The following is a 26,601-nucleotide window of genomic DNA, read 5'->3' as shown; positions in this document are numbered from 1 at the left end:
CATAACAGACTATAAAACAAAGCATTCCAGCTGTTGCCTTACCTGCCTTCGAGGCTACCTGAAACCTCTCTGCCACATCCTGCCGCCACCGTTTCGCCACACCCTACCTCAAATCGCATATTTCGCGTATCATTAACCTGTCTTAATTTTCATTATGACGGGTTAAAACCGGCAAAGAGCAAACGCGGCAAAACTGCGTTTTTCCGGTTGCAATCCGCCATACCAACCCAAGAAGCTCAAGAGGAGCCCCAGCATGAACCTGCCGACCCCCGTTTTGCGCCTGCAAGACAGTGCCCGCCAACAGAATTTTGCAGAAGATTTCCTCCCCTTCCTTGCCGGCTATTATCGCCAGGCCGACTTTGCCGACCTGGCCAACTATAGCGACACCGAACTCTTATCTGCCGCCGATTCCCACCGCAAACTCGCCCAAGAGCCCCGTGCCGCTGGCAAGGCCGTGGTGCGCGTTTCGCCCACCGGCGGCACCGTGCGGCACACGCTGGTGGAAATTGTGGCCGACCACCTCCCCTTCTTGCTCGACTCCCTGCTGATGTTGCTCAACCGCGAGCAGCGTGTCCCCTTGGCCGTGTTGCACAGCGCATGGCAGGTCAAACGCAATGCAGACGGCAAAGCTACCGCCCTCGAAGAAGCCGCCAAAGAAAGCAGCGCGCAAGAAACATTGGTGGCTGTGTATCTGGAAGGCGGCGAGGCCGCGCAAGACCAAAAACTGGCCGAGCAAATCCGCAGCCTCTTGGCCGAATTGGGCACGATTGTGGAAAGCGAACACAAACTGCGCGGCCAGCTTTTGCTGGTTAACCAGATGATTCTGAACGAAGGCCGCAGCCAAGATGCGGAAATCGTCTCCTTCCTCAGCTGGCTGGCCGACCGCCATTTCCTGCTGATGGGCTTCTGCGAATACGATTTGGTCAACCACTCCGGCAGCCCGCGCCTGCAGGCCAAAGCCAACACCGCGCAAGGCATCCTCGCCGGTAACAGCAATCAGATTGCCGACGATTTTGCCGCCCTCTCCGATGCCGACAAAAAACAATGGCTGCGCCACGACCGCCTGCTGCTCAACCGCTCGCCGCAGCGCAGCCGCATCCACCGCCCGGCCTATCTCAACCAAATCAGCATCCAAAAACTCAACGCCAACGGCCAAGTTATCGGCCAATGGTGCTTCATCGGCCTCTACACCGCCGCCGCCTACACCGACAGCATCTGGAACATCCCCATGCTGCGCGGCAAAGCCGAGCATGTGCTGAAACACTTCGGTTTTGCCGACGGCAGCCACGAGGAACACAACCTGCGCCACCTGCTGCAAACCTACCCGCGCGACGAACTGTTTGAATCCGGCAGCGAAGAGCTGGCCGAAGCCGCTGTCGGCCTGCTCGCGCTCGCCCAGCGCCCGCGCGTGCGCCTGTTTGCCCGCAACGACGTATTCAAACGCTACGTTTCCGTTCTGTGCTATCTGCCCAAAGCGCAATTCAACAGCCAATTGTGCCAGCGCATTGCAGGCTACCTGAAAACCACCCTGGCCGCCGAAAGCTGCGAATACGCCGTGCAACTGACCGACGACAACCCGCTCGCCTGCATTCAATTCCTGTGCCTTACCGATGCCGGCAAACTGCCCGCCTTTACCCGCAGCGAGCTGGAGCAACACATTGCCAATCTGGCAAGCAATGCCGAAACCGCGCCGCAACCCGAAACCGAACAGAAAAAACAGCCTGAAGCCAAACAAAAAACCAAGGCCAAAGCCGCATCTGCCGCCCACGAAGACGACGCCGCCTTCTCCGCCGCCTACCGCGAAGCCTTCAGCCCCGATCAGGCGATTACCGACCTCAAACACGCCGAACTCCTCAACGACGACCACGAGCTGGTTACCGTCTTCTCCGAGCAGGAAAACCCGGCCGCACCCTACGCGCTGCGCCTCTACACCCCGCAAATCAGCCCGCCGCTGTCGCAAACCCTGCCCATTATCGGGAACATGGGTTTCGACGTGCATACCGCCGTGCCCTATATCCTGCACACCGAAAACAGCGCCGTCGGCCTGAACTATTTCTCCCTCAAGCCCAATGTGGCCGTCCACGCCCAAGCCGATGGCTGTGACGCCTTGGGCAGAGAACTGCCTGCACTGTTTGCCGAAGTATGGGCAGGCTGTGTGGAAAACGACCGCTTCAACGCCCTCGTGCTCTCCGCCGGCATCACTTGGCGCAACAGCGTGCTGCTGCGCGCCATCGCCAAATACCTGAAACAAGCCACCCTGCCGTTCCCGCAAGAGCGCATCGAGCAAACCCTCCTCCGCCACGGCGCCATCGCCGCCAAACTGGTGGAACTGTTTGCCGCCCGCCTGCATCCTGAAGAAGCCGATGAAAACCGTGCGCTGATGATTAACAGCGAACTCACCGGCCTCTTAGCCGACGTACCCTCGCTGGACGAAGAGCGAATCATCAACGCCTTCCGCTCCGTGATTTTGGCCGTGTGCCGCACCAACTTCTGGCAAACCGACAAAGAAGGCGGCCTGAAATCCGAAATCAGCCTGAAAATCAAATCTAAAGACATCCCCTTCCTGCCCAAGCCGCTCCCACTGTTTGAAATTTGGGTGTACAGCCCGCGCGTGGAAGGCACCCACCTGCGCGGCAGCAAAGTGGCGCGCGGCGGCCTGCGCTGGTCCGACCGTTTCGACGACTTCCGCACCGAAGTGCTCGGCTTGGTGAAAGCGCAGATGGTGAAAAACGCCGTCATCGTGCCCAGCGGCTCCAAAGGCGGTTTCGTGTGCAAACAACTGCCCGATGCCGCTACCGACCGTGAAGGCTACCTGAAAGAAGGCATCGCCTGCTATAAGATTTTCATCAACGCCCTGCTCGACCTCACCGACAACCGCACCGCCGAGGGCATCGAACCGCCGCAGCAAGTGCACCGCCGCGACGGCGACGACCCCTATTTGGTAGTGGCTGCCGACAAAGGCACCGCCTCCTTCTCCGACACCGCCAACGCCCTCTCCGCCAAACACGGCTTCTGGTTGGACGACGCTTTCGCCTCCGGCGGCAGCGCGGGCTACGACCACAAAGGCATGGGCATCACCGCACGCGGTGCGTGGGAATCGGTAAAACGCCATTTCCGCCATTTGGGTAAAGACATCCAAAACGAAGACTTCACCGTAGTCGGCATCGGCGACATGGGCGGCGACGTATTCGGCAACGGCATGCTGCTGTCCGAGCATATCCTGCTCAAAGCCGCCTTCAACCACCGCCACGTCTTCATCGATCCGAACCCCAATGCTGCCAAGAGCTTTGAAGAGCGCAAACGCCTGTTCCAAAGCGGCGGCGGATGGGAAAAATACAGCCGTGCACAGATTTCGCAGGGCGGCGGCGTGTATGAACGCAGCGCCAAATCCATCGTCATCACGCCTGAAGTGAAAGCCTGGCTCGGCATCGAAGCCGACAGCCTCACCCCCAACGAGCTCATCCACGAGCTGCTCAAAGCCGACGTGGAACTGATCTACAACGGTGGTATCGGCACCTACATCAAAGCCGCTTCCGAAAGCAATGCCGACGTGCGCGACAAAGCCAACGACGAAGTACGCGTGAACGGCGGCGAAATGCGTGCTAAAGTATTGGGCGAAGGCGGCAACCTCGGCGCCACCCAGCTGGGCCGCATCGAATTCTGGCAAAACGGCGGCCGCTGCTGCACCGACGCCATCGACAACTCTGCCGGCGTAGATTGCTCCGACCACGAAGTAAACATCAAGATCCTGCTCGGTGAAGCCGTTCGCGCCGAACGCCTAACGCTGGAAGAGCGCGACGAATTGCTCCGGGACATGACCAACGAAGTGGCGCAACTGGTGTTGCAAGACAACTATCTGCAAACCCAAGCCCTCTCCGTTGCCCAGCTCAACCCGGCAGGCTACCTGAAAACCGCTGCCGCGCTCATCCGCTATCTGGAAGAAAACGCCGGCCTCGACCGCGCCGTGGAGTTCCTGCCGGACGAAACCGAAATCAAACGCCGCGCCGAAGCCGGGGAAGGCCTGAGCAACCCGGAAATTGCAGTATTGCTGTCCTACAGCAAAATGCACTGCCAAGACAACCTCTTGGGCAGCGACCTCCCCGACGATCCCAACTTCCTGCCCGCGCTTATCCGCTATTTCCCCGCCCCGCTCCAACAGCAATACGGCAGCGAAATGCAGCAGCACTACCTGCGGCGCGAAATCATCGTCAACCAGCTGGCCAACCGCGTCATCAACCGCATGGGTATGCACTTCATCCAGCGTTGCAGCGAAGAAAACCAAGCTTCCGTGGCCGATGTGGTGCGCGCCTACTGGGTGGCCGACATCCTGCTCGACGGCGAAGAGCGTTTCCGCGCCGTGCAGGCGCTCGACAACCGCCTGCCCGCCGAAGCACAAATGCGTCTGTGTGCCGACATTGCCGACCTTATCGGCCATGTAGCCGGCCAGCTGCTGCGCAGCAAACGCCCCTTCGACAACATCGGCAGCCTCATCAGCCACTACCGCGCTCCTACTACTGAGTTCATGCAGCAACTGCCGGAGCGCATCCAGGCCGAAGAGCACCCCAGCATCGCCGAACGCGAAGCCTGGCTCGGCAGCTACAACGTGCTCAGCCAGCAGGATGTGGCCATGCTCGCACGCCTGCCCTTTGCCGCCAATGTGTTGGCCGTGGTGGATTCGGCCGCCAAAATCGGCAAGCCAATCGCCACCGTTGCCAAGGCCTACTTCATGCTCTCCGAAAAACTGAACATGAGCTGGATTTACCGCGCCATCGCCAAGCTGCCGAGCGACAACCAATGGCAATCGCAAGCCGGTTTGGCCATGTATGAAGACGCCACCAACATCCATTTGGAATTCACGCGCGACTTCCTACAAGCCGGCAGCAACAGCCGTGCCGCCGCCAAAATTGCCGCAGCCCGCAGCCAGATTGCCGACATGCAGCACTACGAACCGGCCGACTTGTCCATGCTCTCCGCGCTGGTACGCAACCTGTCCAAAATCGTGGCAGCAGACTGAAGCTGCATAGCATGAGCCACACCGTTCCCGCCGAACAGCCGCTGCTCGCCATCGACACCTCCACCCAGTGGTTGTCGTTGGCGCTGCGGCACAACGGCCACACCCGCCTGTTCCATCAGGAAACCGGCAACCGGCAGTCCGAACTCATCCTGCCGCAGATTGCCGCCCTGCTGGACGAAGCCGGGCTGGCGGTGCATGAGCTGGCCGCCATCGCCTATGCCCAAGGCCCGGGCGCATTTACCGGCCTGCGCATCGGCGTCGGTGTGGCGCAAGGCTTGGCTGCGCCGTTCGGTATCCCGCTCATCCCAGTGCCCTGCCTCGACGCAGTCGCTTTGCTCTGCCCCGGCCAGGCTGCCGTGCTGGCGGCCACCGATGCGCGCATGGGCGAAGTATTCTACGCCTGGTTCGACACCCAAACCCAACAACGCTTGAGCGATTACCAAGTGGGCAAAGCCGACGAAATCAGGCTACCTGAAAACCTTTCAGGTAGCCTCAACCCTGATGGCATCAGCGGCATCGGCAACGCTTTTGCCCTATCCGAGCCCCCGCCCTTCCCCGGCCGACCCGATATGCCCACCGCCGAGCACTACTTGGCGCTGGCCGCCTCCGGCCGCTACCCCGCCGTTTCCGCCGCCGAGGCCGAACTGCTCTACGTGCGCAACAAAGTCGCCCTTACCGCCGCCGAACAGGCCGCGCGCAAAGGAGCGGCATGATCGCCCGCCTCGCCCGCCCGGGCGACAGCGCCGCCCTGGCCGCGCTCGATGCGCAATGCAACCCTTCCCCTTGGTCGGAAAAGCAATTCGCCGCCTGCATCGGCCATGCCAACGAAACCGTGCTCTTGGCCGAACAAGGCCGCGAGCTGGCCGGGCTCATCGTGTGGCAAACCATCCTCGACGAAGCCGAGCTGCACCTCATCGATACCGCCCCCGCCTACCGCCGCCAAGGCGTGGCCAGCCTGCTGCTCGGCCACCTGTTCAAACAGGCAGATGCCAAAAACATCCGCCGCATCTTCCTCGAAGTGCGCCACAGCAACCGCGCCGCCATCGCCCTGTATCAACAACACGGCTTCATCCCCTGCGGCAGCCGCCCCGGCTACTATCCCCGCCCCGACGGCAGCCGCGAAGACGCCCTGCTGATGGAGAAACCATGCTGAGCAGCCGCTACCCCCGCCTGCACGAAGCCCTCGGCCTCGGCCCCATGTGGCTCAAACGCAGCGCCCGCCTTGCCGAAAACACCCGCCCCGAATCGCAAAGGCTACCTGAAAACGGGCAAAGCGAACCCCGCCCAAGTGGGCATAACGCGCTTCAACCCATCCCGCCCCACTCCGCCGCAGCCCAAACCAGGCTACCTGAAAATGAACAGAGTAGGCTTCGGCAAAGCGAGGCCGGCGGGCATCAGCAACATCCAAACCGCACTCCTGCGCCCAACCAAGCCGCCGCCCGCCCCGCGCCGCCCCCGCAAGGCCACCGTGCCGACGTACTGGCCGCCATCTCCGCCCCCCAGCCTTTCCAGCCCGCCCCCGCGCCGGCCGAAAACGAAAGCGACCCGCTCGCCGCCGTGCAACGCCTGTGGGCGGCACTGCCCCACACCGCCTTCGCCAGTCCCGAAGAATTGCAACGGCAGGCCGCCGCCTGTGCCGCCTGTTCCCTGCACAGCCAGCGCAAACAAGCCCTCAGCGGCTACGGCGCCATGCCCGCCCGCCTCATGGTGATCAGCCTCAACCCCGCCCCCAGCGACGACGAAGCCGGCCGGCTCATCAGCGGCCGGCACGGCCGATTGCTCGACAACATGCTCGCCGCCATCGGCCTAGCGCCAGAACAAGTGTTCCGCACCGCCTGGCTGCGTTGCACGCCGCGCGTCGCCCTTAAAACCACCCCCGAAGAACAAGTGCGCTGCGCCGCCTTTATCCGCCAAGAATTCACCTGGGCACAGCCGCAAGCCATCCTCCTGCTCGGCAACAGCTTCTACGACCCCGCCCGCCGCTGGCTGCTCGAACAGCTCATCGGCCACACCCCCGCCTTCACCGTCCCCCACCCCGCCATCCTCCTGCGCCAGCCCGAGCTCAAAGCCCAAGCCTGGCATATCCTCAAACAGCTCAAAGCCGCCTTGGCCAAAGCCTGAGCAAGCCGCACAATATTTTTCAGGTAGCCTCATCCCGCAAACTGCGCCATACCACCCCATCAACTGCCCATTGCTCCGCCATGCTTACCGACACCCACTGCCACCTTGCCGACCCCGTGCTTGCCAGCAGGCTACCTGAAATCACGGCGGCCGCCCATGCCGCAGGGGTGCGGCGTTTTATGGTGCCGTCGGTTACCGAAGCGGATTTCGATGCCGTGTGCCAACTGCATAACCCGCCCGAATATTATGGTGCGCTTGGCCTGCACCCGTGGTTTGCCGAAAGCTTCCAGCCCGACTTAATCAGCCGCATCGCCGAGCGCCTGCAAGCGCAGCCGGGGCTGCTGGTGGGCGAAATCGGGCTGGATTATTACGGCGATCGCAAGCAGACCCGCGCCGCACAAACCGCCGCCCTGCTCGCCCAGCTCGACTTGGCGCAGCAATTTGGCCGCCCCGTGCTGCTGCACCATGTGCGCGCCGCAGCCGATGTGGTTACCGCGCTTAAGCACAGCGGTTTTTGCAGCGGCGGCATTGCCCATGCGTTTTCAGGTAGCCTCGAAGAAGCCCGCGCCTTTATCCGCTGCGGCCTGCTTATCGGCATCGGTACGCTGGTGCTCAACCCGAATGCCCACAAAGTGCGCACCACCGCCGCAGAGCTGCCGCTGGAACACTTGATGCTGGAAACCGACAGCCCGTTTATGCAAATAGCCGGCGCAGGAGAAAACACGCCCGCCAATGTGCGGCAGGTGGCAGAAACCGTGGCGGCCTTGCGCGGCATCAGCATGCAGGAAGTAGCCGATGCCACCGAGCAAAACGTGAACCGGCTGCTGTCTTTTTCTTAAGCTGATGCGGCGGCGCTCCCAGGTATCCGCGCCGGGATGTTGATTTAAATTATGAGCCGGAAGCAGCCAAAGGCCAGCACCGAGCCAACAACACAGTTGATTTCCACGTTTATTGGAAACGGCACGGTTTGCTTGATTGCCCGACCGGCCAAGAAAAGGCTACCTGAAATTTGCCCCGAGCTTATCACGCAACAAAATTTCAGGTAGCCCCACCGACCTATCGCATCCTCCATTGAAGCAATCACTCTGCCGACTTTAATAAAATTATTTTTGCCCGGTGTAAGTGATTGGTTTAGAAATCCATACACCACCCAGACACAAAGCCTTACATTCCTCCACCTTTTTTTTACCATCAAAATACATTATATTGTGCGGGTTTGACTCACCAAACACATTATCTTGTGTTGCACTCAAAATCAGGATGGGAAAATGAACGATACCGTTAATCTAAAAGTGACCAAGCGCGACGGCCGTTTGGAGCCGATCAACCTCGATAAAATCCACCGCGTCATTACTTGGGCGGCACAAGGCCTCAACAACGTATCCGTATCGCAAGTCGAGCTTAAATCCCATATCCAGTTCTACAACGGCATCCGTACCGACGACATCCACGAAACCATCATCAAAGCCGCTGCCGACCTGATTTCCGAAGACACCCCCGACTACCAATACCTGGCCGCCCGCCTCGCCATTTTCCACCTGCGCAAAGTGGCCTACGGCCAATACGAGCCGCCGCACCTGTTCGACCACGTCAGCAAGCTGACCGCCGAAGGCAAATACGACCGCCACATCCTCGAAGACTACAGCCGCGAAGAGTTTGACGAAATCGACGGCTACATCGACCACACCCGCGACATGACCTTCTCCTATGCCGCCGTTAAGCAGCTGGAAGGCAAATACCTGGTGCAAAACCGCGTTACCCGCCAAATCTACGAAACCCCGCAGTTCCTCTACATCTTGGTGGCCATGTGCCTATTTGCCAAATATCCCAAAGCCACACGCTTGGATTACGTCAAACGCTTCTACGACGCGGTTTCCCTATTCAAAATTTCGTTGCCCACACCCATCATGAGCGGCGTGCGCACCCCCACGCGCCAATTCTCCAGCTGCGTGCTGATTGAATGCGACGACAGCCTAGACTCTATCAACGCCACCACCAGCGCGATTGTGAAATACGTTTCCCAACGTGCCGGCATCGGCATCAACGCCGGCCGCATTCGCGGCTTGGGCAGCGAAATCCGTGGCGGCGAAGCCCAGCACACCGGCTGCATTCCGTTTTTCAAAATGTTCCAAGCCGCCGTTAAATCCTGCTCCCAAGGCGGCGTGCGCGGCGGTGCGGCCACCCTGTTCTACCCGCTGTGGCACATTGAAGTGGAAAGCCTGTTGGTGTTGAAAAACAACCGCGGCGTGGAAGACAACCGCGTGCGCCAGCTCGACTACGGCGTGCAAATCAACCGCCTGCTCTACACCCGCCTGATTAAAGGCGGCAACATTACCCTGTTCTCGCCCAACGAAGTGCCCGGCCTGTACGACGCTTTCTTCGCCGACCAAGACGAATTCGAGCGCCTGTATGTGCAATACGAGCAAGATCCGGCCATCCGCAAACGCGTAGTGCCCGCCACCGAGCTGTTCTCCACCCTGATGCAGGAACGCGCCGGCACCGGCCGCATCTACATCCACAACGTAGACCACAGCAATACCCACAGCCCGTTTGATCCCGCCGTGGCTCCCGTGCGCCAGTCCAACCTATGTTTGGAAATCGCCCTGCCCACCAAGCCGTTAAACGACATTAACGACGAAAACGGCGAAATCGCCCTCTGCACTCTATCCGCCTTCAACCTCGGCGCATTGGAAAACCTGGACGAGCTGGAAAACCTTTCCGACCTCGCCGTGCGCGCGCTCGATGCCCTGCTCGACTACCAAGACTACCCCATCCCCGCCGCCCGCAAAGCCACCATGAACCGCCGCACCCTGGGCATCGGCGTGATCAACTATGCCTATTATCTGGCCAAACACGGCGTGCGCTACAGCAACGATTCCGCCCTCGCCCTCACCCACCGCACCTTCGAAGCCATGCAATACTACCTGCTCAAAGCTTCCGTGCAGCTGGCCAAAGAATACGGCGCCTGCCCCTTGTTCGGCCAAACCATGTACGCCAAAGGCGTGCTGCCCATCGACACCTACAAAAAAGACCTCGACAGCATCTGCAGCGAACCCCTGCACTACGACTGGGAAACCCTGCGCGCCGAAATCGTCCAGCACGGCTTGCGCAACTCCACCCTCACCGCACTCATGCCCAGCGAAACCAGCTCGCAAATCGCCAACGCCACCAACGGCATCGAGCCCCCGCGCGGCCTGGTAACGGTAAAAGCCTCCAAAGACGGCATCCTCAAACAAGTCGTGCCCGAATTCGAGCGCCTGAAAAACCAATACGAAACCCTGTGGCAGATGGGCGGCAACGATGGCTACCTGAAATTGGTGGGCATCATGCAGAAATTTGTCGATCAGGCCATTTCCGCCAACACCAGCTACGACCCCAAACGCTTCGACGGCGGCCGCGTACCCATGAAGCAGATGCTCAAAGACCTGCTCACCGCCTACAAATTCGGCCTGAAAACCCTCTACTACCACCACACCCGCGACGGTGCGGACGATACGCAGAGCGATATTCAGGACGACGGCTGTGCCGGCGGAGCTTGCAAGATTTAGCTTGTAATAATGAGGCTACCTGAAAAAGGAGTTTATTTTCAGGTAGCCTATTACTCCTTGTTGATTTCAGCCCAACAGGCTACCTGAAAACCCTTTTTCCCACATCCACATCATGCTGATTAAATCTGCCGACGATAAAAGCAGCAAGCTGAAACTGCTCGAGGCCGTAGATAAACTGCCGCTCAACAAGCAGCAGCGCGAACAGCTGACCGATAAATTATGGAAACTGCGCACCGGTATCAACGGTGAGAAAGATGCTGCCTTTTATATCGACAACTACCTAAAAGACAGCAAATACTATGTTGTCATCCATGACTTGCGGATAGAAATCGACGGAGAAGTTGCGCAAATCGATCATCTATTGATTAACCGCGTTTTTGCCATCTTGTTGGAAACCAAAAACTTCAATGGCAACCTCACTATCAACAAATTCGGCGAATTCACGGTTCAATACCCCAGCGGTAAGAAAAAGGGGATTCCATCCCCTATCGAACAAAGCAAACGGCACGAACGAATCCTATTGAACCTGTTTGACCGTATCGGCGTGAAAATGAAAACCGGTCGGCCGCTGGAAGTACACCATGCCGTTCTTGTGTCGCCGCAGTCCATTATCCGCCGGCCCGATAGCAAAGATTTTGATACTTCCTGCGTCATCAAAGCCGATGCTATCCGGCAATGGCACGAACAATTCGGCGAAAACAGAGTAGGCGTCGGCTTCGTTCTCAACCATATGTTTGATGCCCTGCTAATCAACAACGAAACCATTCAAGAATGGGGACGTCGCATTGCGGCAGAACACAAACCGGAAGGGCTATTGGAATATCTGCCCAACTCCATCAAACCCTTATTGACACACTGCCACACCTGCGGGCAAGCCATCAGCAAAAATGAAGCATTGCTATGCCTGCATAACCATGAACGCTTCAACGGCAAAATATACTGTCGCGAGCACCAGCAGGCAACCTTACAACAACAAGCACCCCCCGCCAGCCCCGAATCCAAAACCAGACGTGATGAATACTGCGAACACTCAGGCTGTCATGAAAAACTCAGCCAGGCAGTCATTCAATATTGCCAAAAACACAGCAGCCGTTTCGGCGGCAAACTGTATTGCCGCGAACATCAGCAGCACAACACAACCGACAAAATAAGCAACGCCCAGGCCGGGCAAATAGAAACAGAACAAATCCATTGCAACCACCCAGGCTGCTATAAGAAGCTTACCCCGGCAGTTGTCCAATATTGCCAAAAATATTCCAAACGTTTTCACGGTAAACTGTATTGCATGGAACACCAACGTGCCAAAAACCGTACCTAACCCGCTATATTATTTTCAGGTAGCCTGAAGCCCTATATCCTTCACTAATCACATTGCAAAAGAGATCCCGCCATGTCCTGCGAACACCTCGTCATGTCCTACAGCACCTTCAGCAAGGAAAAAAACGATGCCCTCAAAGAGCCGATGTTTTTCGGCCAGCCCGTCAACGTTGCCCGCTACGACCAGCAGAAATACGAAATATTTGAAAAACTGATTGAAAAACAGCTTTCCTTCTTCTGGCGGCCGGAAGAGATCGACGTATCGCGCGACCGCATCGACTACGCCAACCTGCCCGACCACGAAAAACACATCTTCATCAGCAACCTCAAATACCAAACCCTGCTCGATTCCATCCAAGGCCGCAGCCCCAACGTCGCCCTGCTGCCCTTGGTATCCATTCCCGAGCTCGAAACCTGGATTGAAACCTGGAGCTTCAGCGAAACCATCCATTCGCGCAGCTACACCCACATTATCCGCAACATCGTCAACGACCCCTCCGTCGTGTTCGACGACATCGTGCAAAACGAATACATCATCGCCCGTGCCGAAGATATTGCCTGCTACTACGACGACCTCATCGAATACACCCAATATTACAACCTGTTGGGCGAAGGCGAGCACCGCGTCAACGGCAAAACCATCGTGGTGAGCCTGCGCGATTTGAAGAAAAAACTCTACCTCTGCCTGATGTGCGTCAACGTACTCGAAGCCATCCGCTTCTACGTTTCCTTCGCCTGCTCCTTCGCCTTTGCCGAGCGCGAACTGATGGAAGGCAATGCCAAAATCATCAAACTCATCGCCCGCGACGAAGCCCTGCACCTCACCAGCACCCAGCACATGCTCAACCTCATGCGAAGCGGCGCCGACGACCCCGAAATGGCCGAAATCGCCGCCGAACTGGAAAACGACTGCTTCGAACTCTTCAAAAAAGCCGCCGAACAGGAAAAAGAGTGGGCGGAATACCTCTTCAAAGACGGCAGCATGATCGGCCTGAACAAAGACATCCTGTGCCAATATGTGGAATACATCACCAACCACCGCATGATGGCCGTCGGCCTGAACGCCGCCTTCCCCGCCGCCACGCAAAACCCCATCCCCTGGATCAACGCCTGGCTCTCCTCCGACAACGTTCAGGTAGCCCCGCAGGAAGTGGAAATCTCCTCCTACCTCATCGGCCAAATCGACGCCGAAGTCAGCGCCGACGACTTGGGCGACTTCGAACTGTAAGCCCGCCCGAAGCCCAGCCAAAAGGCTACCTGAAAATCGCCAAACTGATTTTCAGGTAGCCTTTGAGCTTGAAACCGCGTGTTAAAATAAAGCAGATTAATGTTCGATACCAAGCAGCCATCCACGCGCCGCAAAGCAAGCCGACCCCGTATTCAGAAATTAAACTGCAATCAACCTATAACCAAACCCAACTGCCACACCACCATGCCCACCGCCAGCCAAATCGAAGCCCTCCTGCCGCAAACCCAATGCCGCCAATGCGGCTACGACGGCTGCGCCCCCTATGCCCAAGCCATCGCCCAAGGCCAAGCCCCCATCAACCTCTGCCCACCCGGCGGCGACATCGTGCTGCAAGAACTCGCCGAGCTGCTGCACACCCCGCCGCTGCCCCTGGCCCAACCCGAAAAGGCCGCCGTAAAAGCCCTGGCCTATATCGACGAAGCCGCCTGCATCGGCTGCACCGCCTGCATCAAAGCCTGCCCCGTCGATGCCATCCTCGGCGCATCCAAACTCATGCACACCGTGCTGGCCGACGAATGCACCGGCTGCGGCCTTTGCCTGCCGCCCTGCCCCGTAGACTGCATCGAAATGCAGCCCGTGTCCGATGCCGTCTTGCCCCGCGCCGGCGCCCAAGCCCAACCGGAACAAGCCCGCCGCGCCGCCGCCGCACACGCCAAACAACGCCTCCAACACCGCGAGCAGCGCCAACAGCGTGCCGCCGCCGAACGCCAAGCCCACCTTGCCCAACGGGCCGCCGCCGTGCAAGCAGCCGCCCAAACGCCCCCAACTGCCCAACCGGCAGCCACACCCGCCAAACCAGGCCATCCTGCCGCGCCTGCCTTCAATCCCGCCGACCTCATCGCCCGCGCCATGGCCAGCGCCCAAGCCCGGCAAAACCAACGCACCGTGCCCAGCAACCACGACAGCTTCCGCCAACAACAAATCGCCGCCGCCCAGCAACAAGCCGCCCACCGCCGCGCCCTGAAAAACATCCGCTACGGCAACGAAGCCGAACAAGCCGCCGCCAAAGATTTCCTCAAACAGCAAAAGAATGCTGCCGACACCCCGCCCGAGCCATAAACAACCAAGGCTACCTGAAAACGAGGCTTTCGAAGAAAGCTGAGTTTCTGCGAGGCGGACCGAAGTTTCCGAAGGAAGCTGAGTTTCTGCGGAGCTAAAACGAAGCTGCTGAAGGAAGCTTCGTTTCTGCAGAGCAGACCGAGCTTTCCGAAGAAAGCCGAGTTTCTGCGAAACCAGATTTTCAGGTAGCCTTCACACAGGCGCAGCCCGAGAGCACATCCCGAATTGCCGCGCTATTGCTCCGCACCGCCAACCCACCCCTTACTCGAATCCACCGCATCCACTACCCTCCCTGCCCCAAAGGCTACCTGAAATCTTTAGTAGCATAGAAAGCCTTTCAGAAACCTCTATCTGCCACCTCATTCAATATCCATCCAATCAAAAAGGCTACCTGAAAACGAGGTTTTCGAAGAAAGCCGAGTTTCTGCGAAGCTATCACAAACCAACTTAACTTCCGCTCAACGGCTCCAATCCGCAGGCAACCTAGAAATACGACAAGATAAATCCACGCGGTAGCAAAAGGTAAATCAGTTTACGCCAGCCTTTCTCCCGCTGCCTCACAGGCCGTTCTCTTCTCTTGTTGCAAACTCCGCTAAATCCACCCTCCGCTCAAACAGCTCCTGAATCCTTGCCTGATGGCTGATACCGATGCATAAGGCATCCGGCAGGGCTTGCCGCAATGTGCGCATCAATTCGGCGGCGGAAGCGTCGTCCAGCTGGTTGGTGGCTTCGTCCAGAAACAATACGTCGGGGCGATGCAGCAAGGCTCGGGCAAGGCTGAGGCGCTGCTGTTCACCGCCGGAGAGGATGTTGTGCCACTCGTGTTCGGCATCGGGATCGAGCGCGGCCAGACGCGGCAGGCCGGTTTGCTTCAATACTTGGGCGATGGCGGCATTATCAGGCGCAACGGCGTATGGGTAGGCGAGCACGTTGCGCAGGCTGTCGTGCGGCAGGTAGGGGCGTTGCGGCAGAAACAGGCTGCGGCCTTGGATGGCGAAACGGCCTTGGTAATACGGCCACAGCCCGGCCAGCGTGCGCAGCAGGGTGGATTTGCCGATGCCGCTGCGGCCTTCGAGCAGCAGCCATTCGGGGGCGCGGGCGGCGAGCGAGAGGCCATGCAGCAGGGTACGACCGGTTGCAGTGCGGAGGGTAAGGCTGTCTGCTTTGAGTACGGCGGTTTGGCCGGATTCGCCGTCGCTATCATGTGCGGGCTGCTTTTGCGGTACGTCCTCCAGCGTATTCAGGGCTACCTGAAAACCGTCCAGACGTTCCACCACGGATGCCCATTCGATGATGCGTTTGTAGTAATCCATAAACCAGCCGAAGCCGTCCTGCACGTTGGAAAACGCGCTGCGCGCCTTCATCATGTCGCCGAAAGTGAGGGTATGCGCCAGATACATGGGCAGGGTGGCGATGATGGGGATAAACATGGAGAGGCGCAGATAGGCGGCGGAAAAGGTTTCCAGGCGCAGTTCGCGGCCGATGAGCTCGCGCCAGTTGCGGCGCACGGCTTCAAAGCGGCGGTTCAGGCGGCTTTGTTCGGCAGCTTCGCCGCGATAGAGGGCAATTTGCTCGGCGTGGTCGCGCACGCGCAAGAGGGTGGCGCGGTAGTCGGCTTCGCGGTGCTGGCGTTCCACGTTGAGCGGCTGGAGCCTGCGGCCGATCAGGTGGGTGAGCAGCGTGCAGGCTGCCGAATAGGCCAGCGCCACCCACACCAGATAGCCGTGCACCGTGATGTTTTGCCCGAAGATTTTGAAGGTTTGCACACCGGACAGCTGCCACAAAATCACCACGAATGCGCCGAGTTTGGCGGCGTTCATGATGAAATATTTGAACAAATCGATGCTTTTTTCCGAGAGTAGGAAGATGTCTTCGGCAATGCGCTGGTCGGGGTTGTCCGGCCCGCCTCCGTGTTGCAATTGCAGGCGGTAGTGGTGGCTGCAGCCGAGCCATTGCTGCTGGAACTGCTGCGTAAGGTGGCTGCGCCAGCGGAACAGCAGGATTTTGCGCAACCAGTTGCCGAAGGCGACCAAGGCGGTCACCAAGGTGATATACAGCAGATATTCGCCGGCCAGTGCGGGCATGGCGGCACTTTCGAAGGCGGCAAGCGCATCGTAAAACGTTTTGTTCCAATCGGTAATCAGCACGCTGACGCGCACGATGGCGAGCGAACAGCCGACCACGGCAGCCAAAAGCAGCCATTCGCGCCATTGGCTTTTGGCAAACCAAAACGGAGCGGCAAGACGGAGGAAACGGCGGAGGGTTTTCACGAGGCTACCTGAAAATGGGATATGGATATAGTGAATTAGCATAAGAATGCTACAGCGTTGGCTCGCCTTGCCATATTGCTCATACTGTCTGCGGCTCGCCGCCTTGTCCCATTCTTATTTTAATCCACTATAATATTGGATGGTAAAGCAAGGTTAATCGGTTTTACTTGCAAAGCAAAAAAGGTTTATAGTTTCAACCCTTATACCACACAACCCAGGAGTATTTTTATGAGCAATTTCGACGATATCGCAGGCAAAGTGAAAAAAGAAGTGGGCGATGCCATCGGCAGCAGCAAACTGCAAGCCGAAGGCCTGATTCAAGAAGGCGTGGGCAAAGCTAAAGAAGCCATTGCCGACGTGGAAAAACAAGCGGCCGATGTGCTGGAAAAAGGCAAAAAATCCGCTGAAGAGCTGATGAGCGAAGCCAAAGGCAAAGCCGAAGGCCTGATCAACGACATCAAAAGCAAGTTCTAACTGAGCAAACGGCACGGCAAACTGCCCTGCCCCACGCCGCCGAACAGAGGCTACCTGAAAATTTTCAGGTAGCCTTTTCTCTTTGCCCGCGCGGCGGGATTACAGCTTCCAATCGAATTTCAGCATGATGTTTCGCGGCTCGATCAGATAGTTGTTGATGCCGTTCTGCCGGGTTTTCTGGTTTTCATACACGCGCCGGTCGGTCAGGTTGCTGCCAATCAGGCTGAGCTTCATGTTGTCGTTGAAGCTGTATTGCACATTGGCGTTAAACAGCGCATAACCGCCCTGCTTCACATTGGCCAGGCTGGAGGTTTCGCTTTGTGCCGTTACGCCGCCGCCAATCGTCCATTTGTTTGCCGCACCGGGCAGGCGATAGCTGGTGTAGAGACGGAACATATGGCGCGGAGTGTGTTTGCTGAAATTGGTGCCCGCAGGAATAGCGCCGCGGTTTTCGGCATCCAGATATTTGCTGTTGTTCAGCGTGTAGCCTGCAAACAGCTGCCAATCGTCCGTCAGCTTGCCGGAAATCTCCATATCCACGCCGCGGCTGCGCACACGGCCCACCGGCTCGTTATACCAGCGCGACATGATATTGTCGTACACCTGCACGCTGCGGTTTTTCTGTTCGATGTCGAATAAGGCCACGGAAGCGTTCAGCTTACCTTCATACCATTCGCCCTTCCAGCCGATTTCGTAGTTGCTGCCCAATACCGGCGGCAGATAGCGTTCGTGGCGGTCTTTGTAGCTGTTCGGTTTGAAGATGCTGGTGTAGCTGGCGTATATACTGTGATGCGGCGTGATGTCGTAAGTGATGCCGAAATACGGGATAAAACGGTGGTGGTTGCGCTCGGTAACACTATCCGGGTCATTATCGACCACACCGCTGGTGTAGTGGTAATCCACCACGGATTTGGTGGTCATGTTGGTGTAGCGCGTGCCGGCCAAAATGTGCAGCTTCTCGGTGGGGTTGAAGCGCGTACCAGCCATTAAGGAATAACTACGCTCGGTGTTGTCATAGTCCCACAACATCCACGGTGTGCCGGCATACCAATCCGGCTCGGCCACTTCGTTGCCTCGGAAAGAAGACGGGTCGTAAGACCGAAGATGGCGGAACTGGCGGCGTTCACCACCGCCGCTTTTGTGGTTGTAGGTATAGCCGAAGAACACATCGTGTTCCTGCCCCAACAGGCGGTATTTGCCGTTCAGATTGGTTTTGATGGTGAACTGCTTTTCGTTTCGGTCATACCGGCCAAGCCAGCCGGAAGGCAGAACGCCGCCGGTTGTCCAGCCTGCATAGGAAGTATTGCCGCTGTAAATGCCGCCGTTACGTTTCAAAGAATGATTGTTGTTGTAATTGAGTGTCCCGGTCAGTTTCCAATCATCGGAAAAATAGTGCTCCAATTCAGCAAACAGATTGATTTTACGGGCTCTGTTACGGCTCCAATCATAGCTGAGGAAGGTGTCGCGCGGCAGGTCGGAATCGCTGCCGTTCACGCCCATCGGAATGCCCCAATCGTCTGGTGTGGATATTTTGCGTTGATACAGCCCGCCCCAAGTAAGCTTGGTATTCTCGCCCAACTGTGCATCCATCACGCCGTATAAAGTGAATGTGTTACCCGCCGCGCTGTCCTTAAAGCTGCTGTCCCTGCTTGCCACGCCCACCACGCGCCCACGCAGGGTTTGCGCTTTGTTCATTGGCCCGGAAACATCAACGGTGGTACGGGCTGTGCCAAAACGGTTAAACAAAACATCGCCTTGTATTTGGCGCACTGAGGTCGGGCGTTTGCGCACGGCATTGACTGTGCCGCCCGGCTCGCCGTTGGCTTGGGTAAGCCCCGTGGCGCCACGCACCACTTCGATATGGTCGTACACCGCCAAATCAGTAGCAGATTGTGCATCGTACATCGGGTTGGCTACTGCGCCGGGCACCACGCTGCTGATGCCGTCTTCTTCAATCTGGTCGATATAGAAACCGCGCGATTGGAAGCGTGCCGTGCCGGTATCGCGGATAACGTTGATGCCCGTGGTGGTTTTCAGCGCATCTTCCATGCTGGTGATGCCTTGGTCATTCATCTGCCGTTTGGTAATCACGCTCACCGACTGCGGCGTTTCCTTGGGCGACAGCGAAAGCCCTGTGGTGGTACGCATGGCGGAGGTGGTGTAGCTGTTTCGGTTTTCGGTGCGGGTGCTGCGGTTGCGGGCGGTGATTTGGATGCTTTCCAATTCGGCGCTGCCGCCTTCATTTTCGGCAGCATTATCGGCCCATGCGGGTGCGGTAGCGGCCAGCAGGGCAGCGATAAAGGTGGGTTTGAACGGGTGTTGCATAATTTCCCTTTGATAAAAAAAGTAAACATAGATAAATTTTCGAGGCGCGATTATAGTCTTTTACAAGATAATGCAAATGCATTTGATAATTTTTAACAACAAATAGAGTGCAAATACCACACGCAATGCAAAGAGTTTGATGGTTGGCCGGATACTCCCCTCTTCGCCGTTGCCGGATAACAATGATGCAGCCTCCTGAAAATGTGCACTTCAAAGCAGCGTATCGGATAAGCTTATTTTTCAGGTAGCCTTTGCCGTTTGGCGTTCTTAAGCGGCGGGCTTATAATATCGTTCTTTATTTCACAAGCCAGATGAAAGCGGATCATGATTGGTTCTTATCGAAAAATCCTGTTAGGCATCTTTGCCGTAGCGGCGGTGTGCACGGCAATGTCGTTGTATATGCAGTATGGACGGGGCATGGACCCTTGCGTGATGTGCATTATTCAGCGGGTGTCGATTATTTTCGTGGGGCTGCTTTCGCTGCTTGCCATGCTGCTGCCGCTGAAGCGCCGTTGGGCGCAAACGGTGGCGGCGATGCTGGTGAGTATTCCGGCGTTATGGGGCGGCTGGACGGCCATCAGCCAGCTGCATCTGCAAAGCCTGCCCATAGATCAGCAGCCTTCCTGCGGGGCACCGTGGACTTTCCGCTTGCAGGGCGCGCCGCTGTTTGATTGGTATGAGCCGATTATCCGCGGCTACGGCCAATGCGGCACGGTGGAATATTTCTTGAGCGTGCCGTTCCCTTGGTGGTCGCTGCTGGCTTGTGCGTTTATTTTAGTTGGCCTGTGGGGCGGCTGGTGGGTGATGCGCCATCATGAAATAGCGGAGTAGAAATTTTCAGGTAGCCTGTTGCAATATGCAGGCTACCTGAAATTTTTTGGCTTGATTGCATGAAAGGCCGGCTGAGTATTTCAGGTAGCCTTGATGCGTGCCAATCCAATCTATGCAACACCTGGCTGCAATCATACTAAAAGGCTACCTGAAAGATTTCAGGTAGCCTTTCCTTTTACTCCTATGCAACAGCATTAAAGCACGCCCGACAGGCTTTCGACGGCCTCTGCCTGTTGCGCCTGATGCTCTTGCCGTTCGTGAAACTGCATACGGTAGAGGTCGGCGTAGCGGCCGCCTTTGGCAAGCAGCTCGGCATGTTTGCCCTGTTCGACAATCCGGCCTTCGTGCATCACCACAATCTTATCAGCCTGCTCAATGGTAGAGAGGCGGTGTGCCACCACCAAAGTGGTGCGCTGCTGCATGAGTTTGTCGAGTGCGGATTGCACCAAGCGTTCGGATTTGGTGTCGAGTGCGCTGGTGGCTTCGTCCAAAATCAGGATGGGCACGTTTTTCAGCAGGGCGCGGGCGATGGCGATACGCTGGCGCTGGCCGCCGGAGAGTTTGAGGCCGTTTTGGCCGATTTCGGTTTGCAAACCCTGCGGCATGGCAGAGATGAATTCCCAGGCGTTGGCGGCTTTGGCTGCCGCTTCAATATCGGCGGGGTCGGCATCGAAACGGCCGTAGGCGATGTTTTCGGCCACCGTGCCGTTAAACAGCACCACGTCTTGGCTCACCAGTGCCATTTGTTTGCGCAGGGAGGCCATGCTGTACTCACGGATGTCGCGCCCGCCGATACGCACCTCGCCCGAGGTGGGATCAAAGAAGCGCGGCAACAGGTTGGCCAGCGTGGTTTTACCGCAGCCGGACGCACCCACCAAGGCCACCACGCTGCCGTTGGGGATGCGCAGATTGATGTTGTCGAGGCTGTTGCGGGCGGCGCCTTCATAGTGGTGGCTCACGTTCACCAACTCGATATCACCGGTGTGCTCGCTGAGGATTTCTGTGCCGTTATCGGGCTCAACCGGTTCGTCCAAAAACTGGAACACGCTCTCGGCGGCAGCTAGGCCGCGCTGCAGCGAAGAAGAAATGCCGGTCATGCGCTTGATGGGATCAAACATCATCAGCATAGCAGAAAGGAAAGACATAAAATCGCCGGCGCTAAACGAATCGGAAGCGGCGCGGGCGGCAGCCAAATAAAGGATGGCGGCCAGCGCGGTGGCAATCATCAGCTGGGTTACCGCCGTGCTGAATGAGTTGGCGGCGGTTTGCTTCACGCCGTTGCGGCGCACGTTGATGGCGGTTTCATCGAAGCGGTTTTTCTCGTGCTCCTGCCCGCCATACACTTTAATCACGCGCTCGCCGGTGATACTCTCATCTAACACCTGCGTCATCTGCCCGACATATTGCTGGCTTTCGCGCGAAAGCTGGCGCAGGCGTTTGCTCACCTGGCGCACACACCAAGCCAGCACCGGAATCATCACCAGCGTGATAATCGTGAGCTGCCAATCCAGATACAGCAGGAAGCACAACAGTCCCACCACGGTGATGCCGTCTTTGGCGGTTACGGTCACCACATTGAAACCAGCCTCGGTAATCTGGCTGGCATCGTTCATGATGCGCGACATAATCCGCCCGCTGCCGTGTTGGCTGAAATAGCCGGCCGGCAGCTTGAGCATTTTGGCAAACATTTCGCGGCGGATTTGTTGCACCAGGTGGCCGGAGAGATAACTGGTGCTGTATTCGTTGATGAAGTTGAAAATACCGCGCACGATAAACAGGCCGATAATCGCCAGCGGCACCCACCGCATAGCGGAGAGGTTTTTCTCCACAAAGCCTTCATTAATCAGCGGTTTGAGCAGCCAGGCGAAAATCGGCCCGGTGGCGGCCACCACCACCATGCCGAGCACGGCCAGGGAGAAAATGCGCAGATAGTTTTTCAGGTAGCCAAACAGCCTGCGGTATAAGACCAGGCTGCTGACTGTAGTGTGCGGGGTAGGAGACGAAGACATATCAGCCTCTGCCGTTGAAAACGGCGATTGTAAGGCAAATCGGGGGCGGGCAACAATGCGGCAAGGCTGCTTTAGCAGGGTTTAACTTAAATTTGTGGCCGATAGGGAAAAGGCTACCTGAAACCCATACCGGTTTTCAGGTAGCCTTTTATAGTGAATTAAATTTAAATCAGGACAAGGCGGCGAGCCGCAGACAGTACAGATAGTACGGCAAGGCGAGCCAACGCTGTACTGGTTTAAATTTAATTCACTATATCTTGAGTTAAACGTTCACACCCTTAGTGCAGCCCGCCCATGCTGCGGATGCGCTGGTCGAGCTCTTGCGCGGTAAGCGCGCGGCCGTCGTTGCAGAAAATCGCCATCAGGCGACCGCGCACCGGGTCGTTGGCACTGGTGTAGCTGTCAAACTTGCGCCATGTGCCGTTGCGCGGGGCAATCCAGCGCCGGTTGGTGTTGTCGCCGAAGGCGAAGGATCGGTGATGGCGGTCGCCGCAGCGCATGCCCTCATAGCTCATATTCAGCTGCCCGCCCTGCGGCTGCACAGCAAGCACGTAGCGCATGCTGCGATCGGCGGCCTGCTGCACGGGCAGCTGCAGCCAAACTTTGTTGCGGTAGGTAGGGTTAATATACAGCTCGAACCACTCGCCGCGCTGCAAGTCGGGATAATCGGGCAGCACCACGGCGGCTTCTTCCCACGGCTTTTCCTCTTCCGGCGCGTAATAGCGGTTTTCGCGCAATTCGGCCGAAGCGGCAGCGGAAAGAGCCAATACGCAGGCTGCAAACCATAGTTTTTTCATTGCTTTTCCTTTTTCAGGTAGCCTTTTGGTTTCAGGCAGCCTGCTACTTGGCTGAAGGCTACCTGAAAACTTCTGCACCGGCTTATTTGCCTAAAGCAGACAATACAGCAGCTTTCACTGCTTCCACCGGCTGTGTACCGTCGATTTTGATATAGCGGGGCGCGTTGTCGCCGGTGAGCCGGCTGTAGAAGCCGATGAGCACGGCAGTTTGTTTGTGGTACACATCCAGGCGGTTTTTCACGGTTTCCTCGCGGTCGTCGTCGCGCTGGATCAGGTCTTCGCCGGTAACGTCGTCTTTACCTTCTACTTTAGGCGGGTTGTGGCGGATGTGGTAGGTGCGGCCGGAAGGCAGGTGCACACGGCGGCCGGCCATGCGCTCGAGAATCACCTCGTCGGGCACATCGATTTCCACCACCGCATCCAAAACCACGCCCGCCTCCTGCATGGCTTCAGCCTGCGCCAACGTGCGCGGGAAGCCGTCGAACAGGAAACCGTTTTTGCAGTCATCCTGAGCAATGCGCTCTTTCACCATGCCGATGATGATGTCGTCACGCACCAGGCCGCCCGCGTCCATAATCTTTTTGGCTTCCAAGCCCAGCGGCGTGCCGGCTTTGATGGCGGCGCGCAGCATATCGCCGGTGGAAATCTGCGGAATACCGAAAGCGGCGGTAATAAACTGCGCCTGCGTGCCTTTGCCCGCACCGGGTGCGCCCAATAACAAAATTTTCATTGTCTCTTCCTTTAAAATCAACACAAAAGCATGGCGGCGGCCATCTTCCAACAGGCTACCTGAAAAACGCCGCCGCCCAATCTGCCGCACAGTTTAGAGCCAGCGCCGCAAAAAATCCAGTTTCCGCTGCCCTTTCCCCGCCCCGCCTTCCCTAGAAAGGCTACCTGAAAAGCATTACAATCCCCGCTTCCCCTCCTCAAGCAGCGAGACCTGCCATGCCCAAAATCAGCAGCAGCTTCGATGCCGGCGCCATCAGCGTAATCGACAGCACCGACAGCCAAAACATTCGCCTCGCCCTGCGCGGCGACAATGCCGCCTCCTTCAGCCAGTGGTTTTATTTCCGCCTGCAGGGCGCGGCCTACCAACCTTGCCGTATCCGCATCGAAAACGCCGGTCAATCCAGCTACCCCGAAGGCTGGGAAGATTATCAGGCCACCGCCTCCTACGACCGCAACAACTGGTTCCGCGTGCCAACCCGCTATGAAGACGGCGTGCTCACCATCGAACACACCCCGCTGGCCGGCAGCGTGTATTACGCCTATTTCGAGCCCTACTCCCACGAGCAGCACCTCAACCTCCTCGGCGACGCACAAGGCAGCGGCCTGTGTCAAATCGACGACCTCGGCAGCACCGCGCAAGGCCGCGACATCAACCTGCTCACCATCGGCCACCAAGCCGCCAGCGACCTCAAAATCTGGATTATCGCCCGCCAGCACCCCGGCGAAAGCATGGCCGAATGGTTTGCCGAAGGCCTGCTCTCCCGCCTGCTCGACCACCAAGACCCCACCGCCCGCGCCCTGCTCGACTGCGCCACCTTCTATATCGTGCCCAATATGAACCCCGACGGCGCTGCCCTAGGCAACCAGCGTACCAACGCCGCCGGCGCCGACCTCAACCGCGAATGGCAAAACCCCAGCCCCGAGCGCAGCCCAGAAGTGTATGCCGTGCGCCAAAAAATGCACGAAACCGGCGTAGATTTATTCCTCGACATCCACGGCGAAGAAGCCCTGCCCTACGTATTCGCCGCCGGCTGCGAAGGCAACCCTTCCTATGATGCCCGCCTCGCCGCGCTCGAAGCCGCCTTCAAAACTGCCCTGCGCCAGGCCAGCCCCGATTTTCAAGACGAACACGGCTACCCCGAAATCGCCCCCGGCCAAGCCAACCTCGCCATTGCCAAATCCTACGTGGGCGAAACCTTCGGCTGTCTCTCCTACACCCTCGAAATGCCCTTCAAAGACAACATCAACCTGCCCGACGACGACTTTGGCTGGAACGGCCAGCGCTCCCTGCGCCTGGGCGAAGCCATCCTCAGCGCCATCCTCGCCGTCTGCCCGCAACTGCGCCCGGATGAAACCGCATGAACGGCCAATTCCCCGCCAACAGCTTTGCCGCCAACTTAGGGCTACCTGAAATTTCAGGTAGCCTCCTGCACGCCGATTGGCCCGCGCCAAACAATGTCCACACCTTGATTACCACCCGCCAAGGCGGCATCAGCCAAGACCGTTTCGCCAGCCTGAACGTAGGCGACCACGTGGGCGACGACTCCGTCGCCGTGGCCGAAAACCGCCGCCGAGTGCAGGTACACGTTCCCCTGCCGCTGGCCTATCTGCGCCAAGTGCACGGCAACCGTGTAGTGCCCGCTGCCGACTGCCTTGGCGCTCCGCCGGAAGCCGATGCCGCTTTCGACCGCAGCCGCCGCGCCGCCTGCGCCGTCATGACCGCCGACTGCCTGCCCGTACTCCTCTGTGACCGCGCCGGCAGCGTCGTGGCCGCCGCCCACGCCGGCTGGCGCGGCCTCGCCGGCGGCGTGCTGGAAAACACCATCGCCGCCATGCAGGCCGACCCTACCGACCTCCTCGCCTGGCTCGGCCCTGCCATCGGCCCCGACGCTTTTGAAGTGGGCGGCGACGTTCTGGCCGCCTTCACCCAGGCCGACCCCGCCGCCGAAGCCGCCTTCGAGCCCATCGGCAGCGGCAAATACCTGGCAAACATTTATCTGCTCGCCACCCAAACCCTGCGCCGTGCCGGCGTTAGCCAAATCTACGGTGGCCGGCATTGCACCGTGCTCGAGCGCGACCGCTTCTTCTCCTATCGCCGCGACGGCCAAACCGGCCGCATGGCCAGCGCCGTGTGGCTGAGCCCGGAGTAAGCAGGCAAAGGCTACCTGAAACCCATGTTTCCAGTTCAAATCAAACATGAGTTCTCTAGCGAAAGTATTTATCACCCATGCGCTGCTACCCCTTACCCTGCTTGACAAATCCCGCCGCAACCACCATAATCCGCGCCTTTATATGCAGCCCTTTCTGCTGCCTAATATTTCGGCGCACCGCCCAGCCGGTGCAGCCGCCCCGATGAGGAGGTGATTTTTCCACCCCGGCTACTTATCCGGCCCGCGCCGAACGGTGCAAAAGCGATAAATCAAACCATTTTCCCGGGCAGGCTGCCCGGCAACAAATAAAATATTTTAAGGATGACAAAATGCCTTCTATTCGCGTAAAAGAAAACGAACCGTTTGAAGTAGCCATGCGCCGTTTCAAGCGCGCCATTGAAAAAACCGGCCTGCTCACCGAGCTGCGTGCCCGTGAAGCCTACGAAAAACCAACTACTGAGCGCAAACGCAAAAAAGCCGCTGCAGTAAAACGTTTGCAAAAACGCCTTCGCAGCCAACAACTGCCGCCGAAACTGTACTAATCCTTTAGAGAAACCAACACAGCCCGTTATCATAACCGGCTGTGTTTTTCTTTGGCTGTCAGCCGAAAAGGCTACCTGAAAATATAAGCGGGTATAAACCACAAGGTTTCCATGATTATTGCAAAAAAGAACAAGGTAAAACAAAGACTATACCATATCATCCTTA

General features: G+C 57.9%; 19 protein-coding genes and 1 pseudogene. 15 read left to right on the top strand and 5 right to left on the bottom strand.

The genetic code is table 11. The features are described from left to right. The first annotated feature begins 253 nt into the window (after nucleotides 1-253). The 9 genes from A7Q00_RS10465 to A7Q00_RS10425 all read left to right on the top strand — a co-directional run bounded on the left by A7Q00_RS10465 (nucleotide 254) and on the right by A7Q00_RS10425 (nucleotide 14,308). Nucleotides 254-5,014 (top strand): NAD-glutamate dehydrogenase, encoded by a 4,761-nt coding sequence (locus A7Q00_RS10465; protein ID WP_064090474.1) that lies wholly within the window; start codon nucleotides 254-256, stop codon nucleotides 5,012-5,014. Nucleotides 5,015-5,025: 11 nt separating this feature from the next. Continuing rightward, entirely contained in the window at nucleotides 5,026-5,727 is a 702-nt protein-coding gene (tsaB, locus tag A7Q00_RS10460) for a tRNA (adenosine(37)-N6)-threonylcarbamoyltransferase complex dimerization subunit type 1 TsaB (protein ID WP_064090473.1), read from the top strand. Beyond that, nucleotides 5,724-6,167 (top strand): ribosomal protein S18-alanine N-acetyltransferase, encoded by a 444-nt coding sequence (gene rimI, locus A7Q00_RS10455; protein WP_064090472.1) that lies wholly within the window; start codon nucleotides 5,724-5,726, stop codon nucleotides 6,165-6,167. Before tsaB ends, rimI begins: the two co-directional genes overlap by 4 nt. Before the next feature lie 44 nt (nucleotides 6,168-6,211). Beyond that, the gene (locus A7Q00_RS14245) at nucleotides 6,212-7,135 is read left to right on the top strand and encodes a uracil-DNA glycosylase (protein ID WP_425387513.1); all 924 of its coding nucleotides are present in this window, start codon (nucleotides 6,212-6,214) and stop codon (nucleotides 7,133-7,135) included. An 80-nt stretch (nucleotides 7,136-7,215) separates the two neighbouring features. Beyond that, nucleotides 7,216-7,974, top strand: a complete 759-nt coding sequence (locus A7Q00_RS10445; RefSeq protein WP_064090470.1) for a TatD family hydrolase — start codon at nucleotides 7,216-7,218, stop codon at nucleotides 7,972-7,974. 429 nt (nucleotides 7,975-8,403) lie between these two features. After that, nucleotides 8,404-10,683: a class 1a ribonucleoside-diphosphate reductase subunit alpha gene (nrdA, locus tag A7Q00_RS10440; protein WP_064090469.1), complete on the top strand. Its 2,280-nt coding sequence runs from the start codon at nucleotides 8,404-8,406 to the stop codon at nucleotides 10,681-10,683. A 112-nt stretch (nucleotides 10,684-10,795) separates the two neighbouring features. Further along, nucleotides 10,796-12,001: a nuclease-related domain-containing protein gene (locus A7Q00_RS10435; protein WP_064090468.1), complete on the top strand. Its 1,206-nt coding sequence runs from the start codon at nucleotides 10,796-10,798 to the stop codon at nucleotides 11,999-12,001. A gap of 93 nt (nucleotides 12,002-12,094) precedes the next feature. After that, nucleotides 12,095-13,228 carry a class Ia ribonucleoside-diphosphate reductase subunit beta gene (gene nrdB / locus A7Q00_RS10430; RefSeq protein ID WP_064090467.1) on the top strand — a complete coding sequence of 378 codons (1,134 nt, stop codon included), beginning with the start codon at nucleotides 12,095-12,097 and terminating at the stop codon, nucleotides 13,226-13,228. Between the two features lie 204 nt (nucleotides 13,229-13,432). Further along, nucleotides 13,433-14,308 (top strand): RnfABCDGE type electron transport complex subunit B, encoded by an 876-nt coding sequence (locus tag A7Q00_RS10425; RefSeq protein WP_064090513.1) that lies wholly within the window; start codon nucleotides 13,433-13,435, stop codon nucleotides 14,306-14,308. 557 nt (nucleotides 14,309-14,865) lie between these two features. Here A7Q00_RS10425 and A7Q00_RS10420 read toward each other — a convergent pair. Next, a complete protein-coding gene (locus A7Q00_RS10420; RefSeq protein WP_156503811.1) occupies nucleotides 14,866-16,578 on the bottom strand; it encodes an ABC transporter ATP-binding protein/permease in 1,713 nt (570 codons plus the stop codon). A 228-nt stretch (nucleotides 16,579-16,806) separates the two neighbouring features. Here A7Q00_RS10420 and A7Q00_RS10415 point away from each other — a divergent pair, with 228 nt between their 5' ends. Beyond that, nucleotides 16,807-17,052 carry a CsbD family protein gene (locus tag A7Q00_RS10415; RefSeq protein ID WP_064090465.1) on the top strand — a complete coding sequence of 82 codons (246 nt, stop codon included), beginning with the start codon at nucleotides 16,807-16,809 and terminating at the stop codon, nucleotides 17,050-17,052. 99 nt (nucleotides 17,053-17,151) lie between these two features. Here the strand turns inward: A7Q00_RS10415 and A7Q00_RS10410 are convergent, their stop codons facing one another. Further along, entirely contained in the window at nucleotides 17,152-19,377 is a 2,226-nt protein-coding gene (locus A7Q00_RS10410) for a TonB-dependent siderophore receptor (RefSeq protein ID WP_064090464.1), read from the bottom strand. Nucleotides 19,378-19,701: 324 nt separating this feature from the next. On the opposite strand from A7Q00_RS10410, the gene A7Q00_RS10405 reads away from it, so the two are divergent. Next, a complete protein-coding gene (locus tag A7Q00_RS10405; protein WP_064090463.1) occupies nucleotides 19,702-20,208 on the top strand; it encodes a disulfide bond formation protein B in 507 nt (168 codons plus the stop codon). A gap of 194 nt (nucleotides 20,209-20,402) precedes the next feature. Here A7Q00_RS10405 and msbA read toward each other — a convergent pair whose 3' ends face one another. Beyond that, nucleotides 20,403-22,217 carry a lipid A export permease/ATP-binding protein MsbA gene (msbA, locus tag A7Q00_RS10400; RefSeq protein ID WP_064090462.1) on the bottom strand — a complete coding sequence of 605 codons (1,815 nt, stop codon included), beginning with the start codon at nucleotides 22,215-22,217 and terminating at the stop codon, nucleotides 20,403-20,405. 149 nt (nucleotides 22,218-22,366) lie between these two features. Between msbA and A7Q00_RS14345 the strand changes: the two are divergent. After that, nucleotides 22,367-22,476 (top strand): annotated as a pseudogene (locus A7Q00_RS14345) (IS5/IS1182 family transposase); the annotation flags it as partial. 19 nt (nucleotides 22,477-22,495) lie between these two features. Here A7Q00_RS14345 and A7Q00_RS10395 read toward each other — a convergent pair. Together A7Q00_RS10395 and adk are read right to left on the bottom strand one after the other, a co-directional pair. After that, on the bottom strand, nucleotides 22,496-23,014 hold the full coding sequence (locus A7Q00_RS10395; RefSeq protein ID WP_064090461.1) for a CNP1-like family protein: 519 nt from the start codon (nucleotides 23,012-23,014) through the stop codon (nucleotides 22,496-22,498). Between the two features lie 82 nt (nucleotides 23,015-23,096). Continuing rightward, nucleotides 23,097-23,744 carry an adenylate kinase gene (gene adk / locus A7Q00_RS10390; RefSeq protein WP_064090460.1) on the bottom strand — a complete coding sequence of 216 codons (648 nt, stop codon included), beginning with the start codon at nucleotides 23,742-23,744 and terminating at the stop codon, nucleotides 23,097-23,099. 215 nt (nucleotides 23,745-23,959) lie between these two features. Here adk and A7Q00_RS10385 point away from each other — a divergent pair, with 215 nt between their 5' ends. The 3 genes from A7Q00_RS10385 (at nucleotide 23,960) to rpsU (ending at nucleotide 26,435) form a co-directional block, all read left to right on the top strand. After that, nucleotides 23,960-25,105, top strand: coding sequence for a M14 family metallopeptidase (locus tag A7Q00_RS10385; protein WP_064090459.1), 1,146 nt, complete (start codon nucleotides 23,960-23,962; stop codon nucleotides 25,103-25,105). Beyond that, nucleotides 25,102-25,893, top strand: a complete 792-nt coding sequence (gene pgeF, locus A7Q00_RS10380; RefSeq protein WP_082887829.1) for a peptidoglycan editing factor PgeF — start codon at nucleotides 25,102-25,104, stop codon at nucleotides 25,891-25,893. Before A7Q00_RS10385 ends, pgeF begins: the two co-directional genes overlap by 4 nt. Before the next feature lie 329 nt (nucleotides 25,894-26,222). After that, entirely contained in the window at nucleotides 26,223-26,435 is a 213-nt protein-coding gene (gene rpsU, locus A7Q00_RS10375) for a 30S ribosomal protein S21 (RefSeq protein ID WP_064090458.1), read from the top strand. Nucleotides 26,436-26,601: the final 166 nt, after the last annotated feature.

Source organism: Eikenella halliae, from assembly GCF_001648475.1.
In the GTDB taxonomy this organism is placed as follows: Bacteria; Pseudomonadota; Gammaproteobacteria; order Burkholderiales; family Neisseriaceae; genus Eikenella; species Eikenella halliae.
The sequence above is the reverse complement of the archived record's forward strand: the minus strand, read 5'-3'. Positions and strand labels throughout refer to the sequence as shown.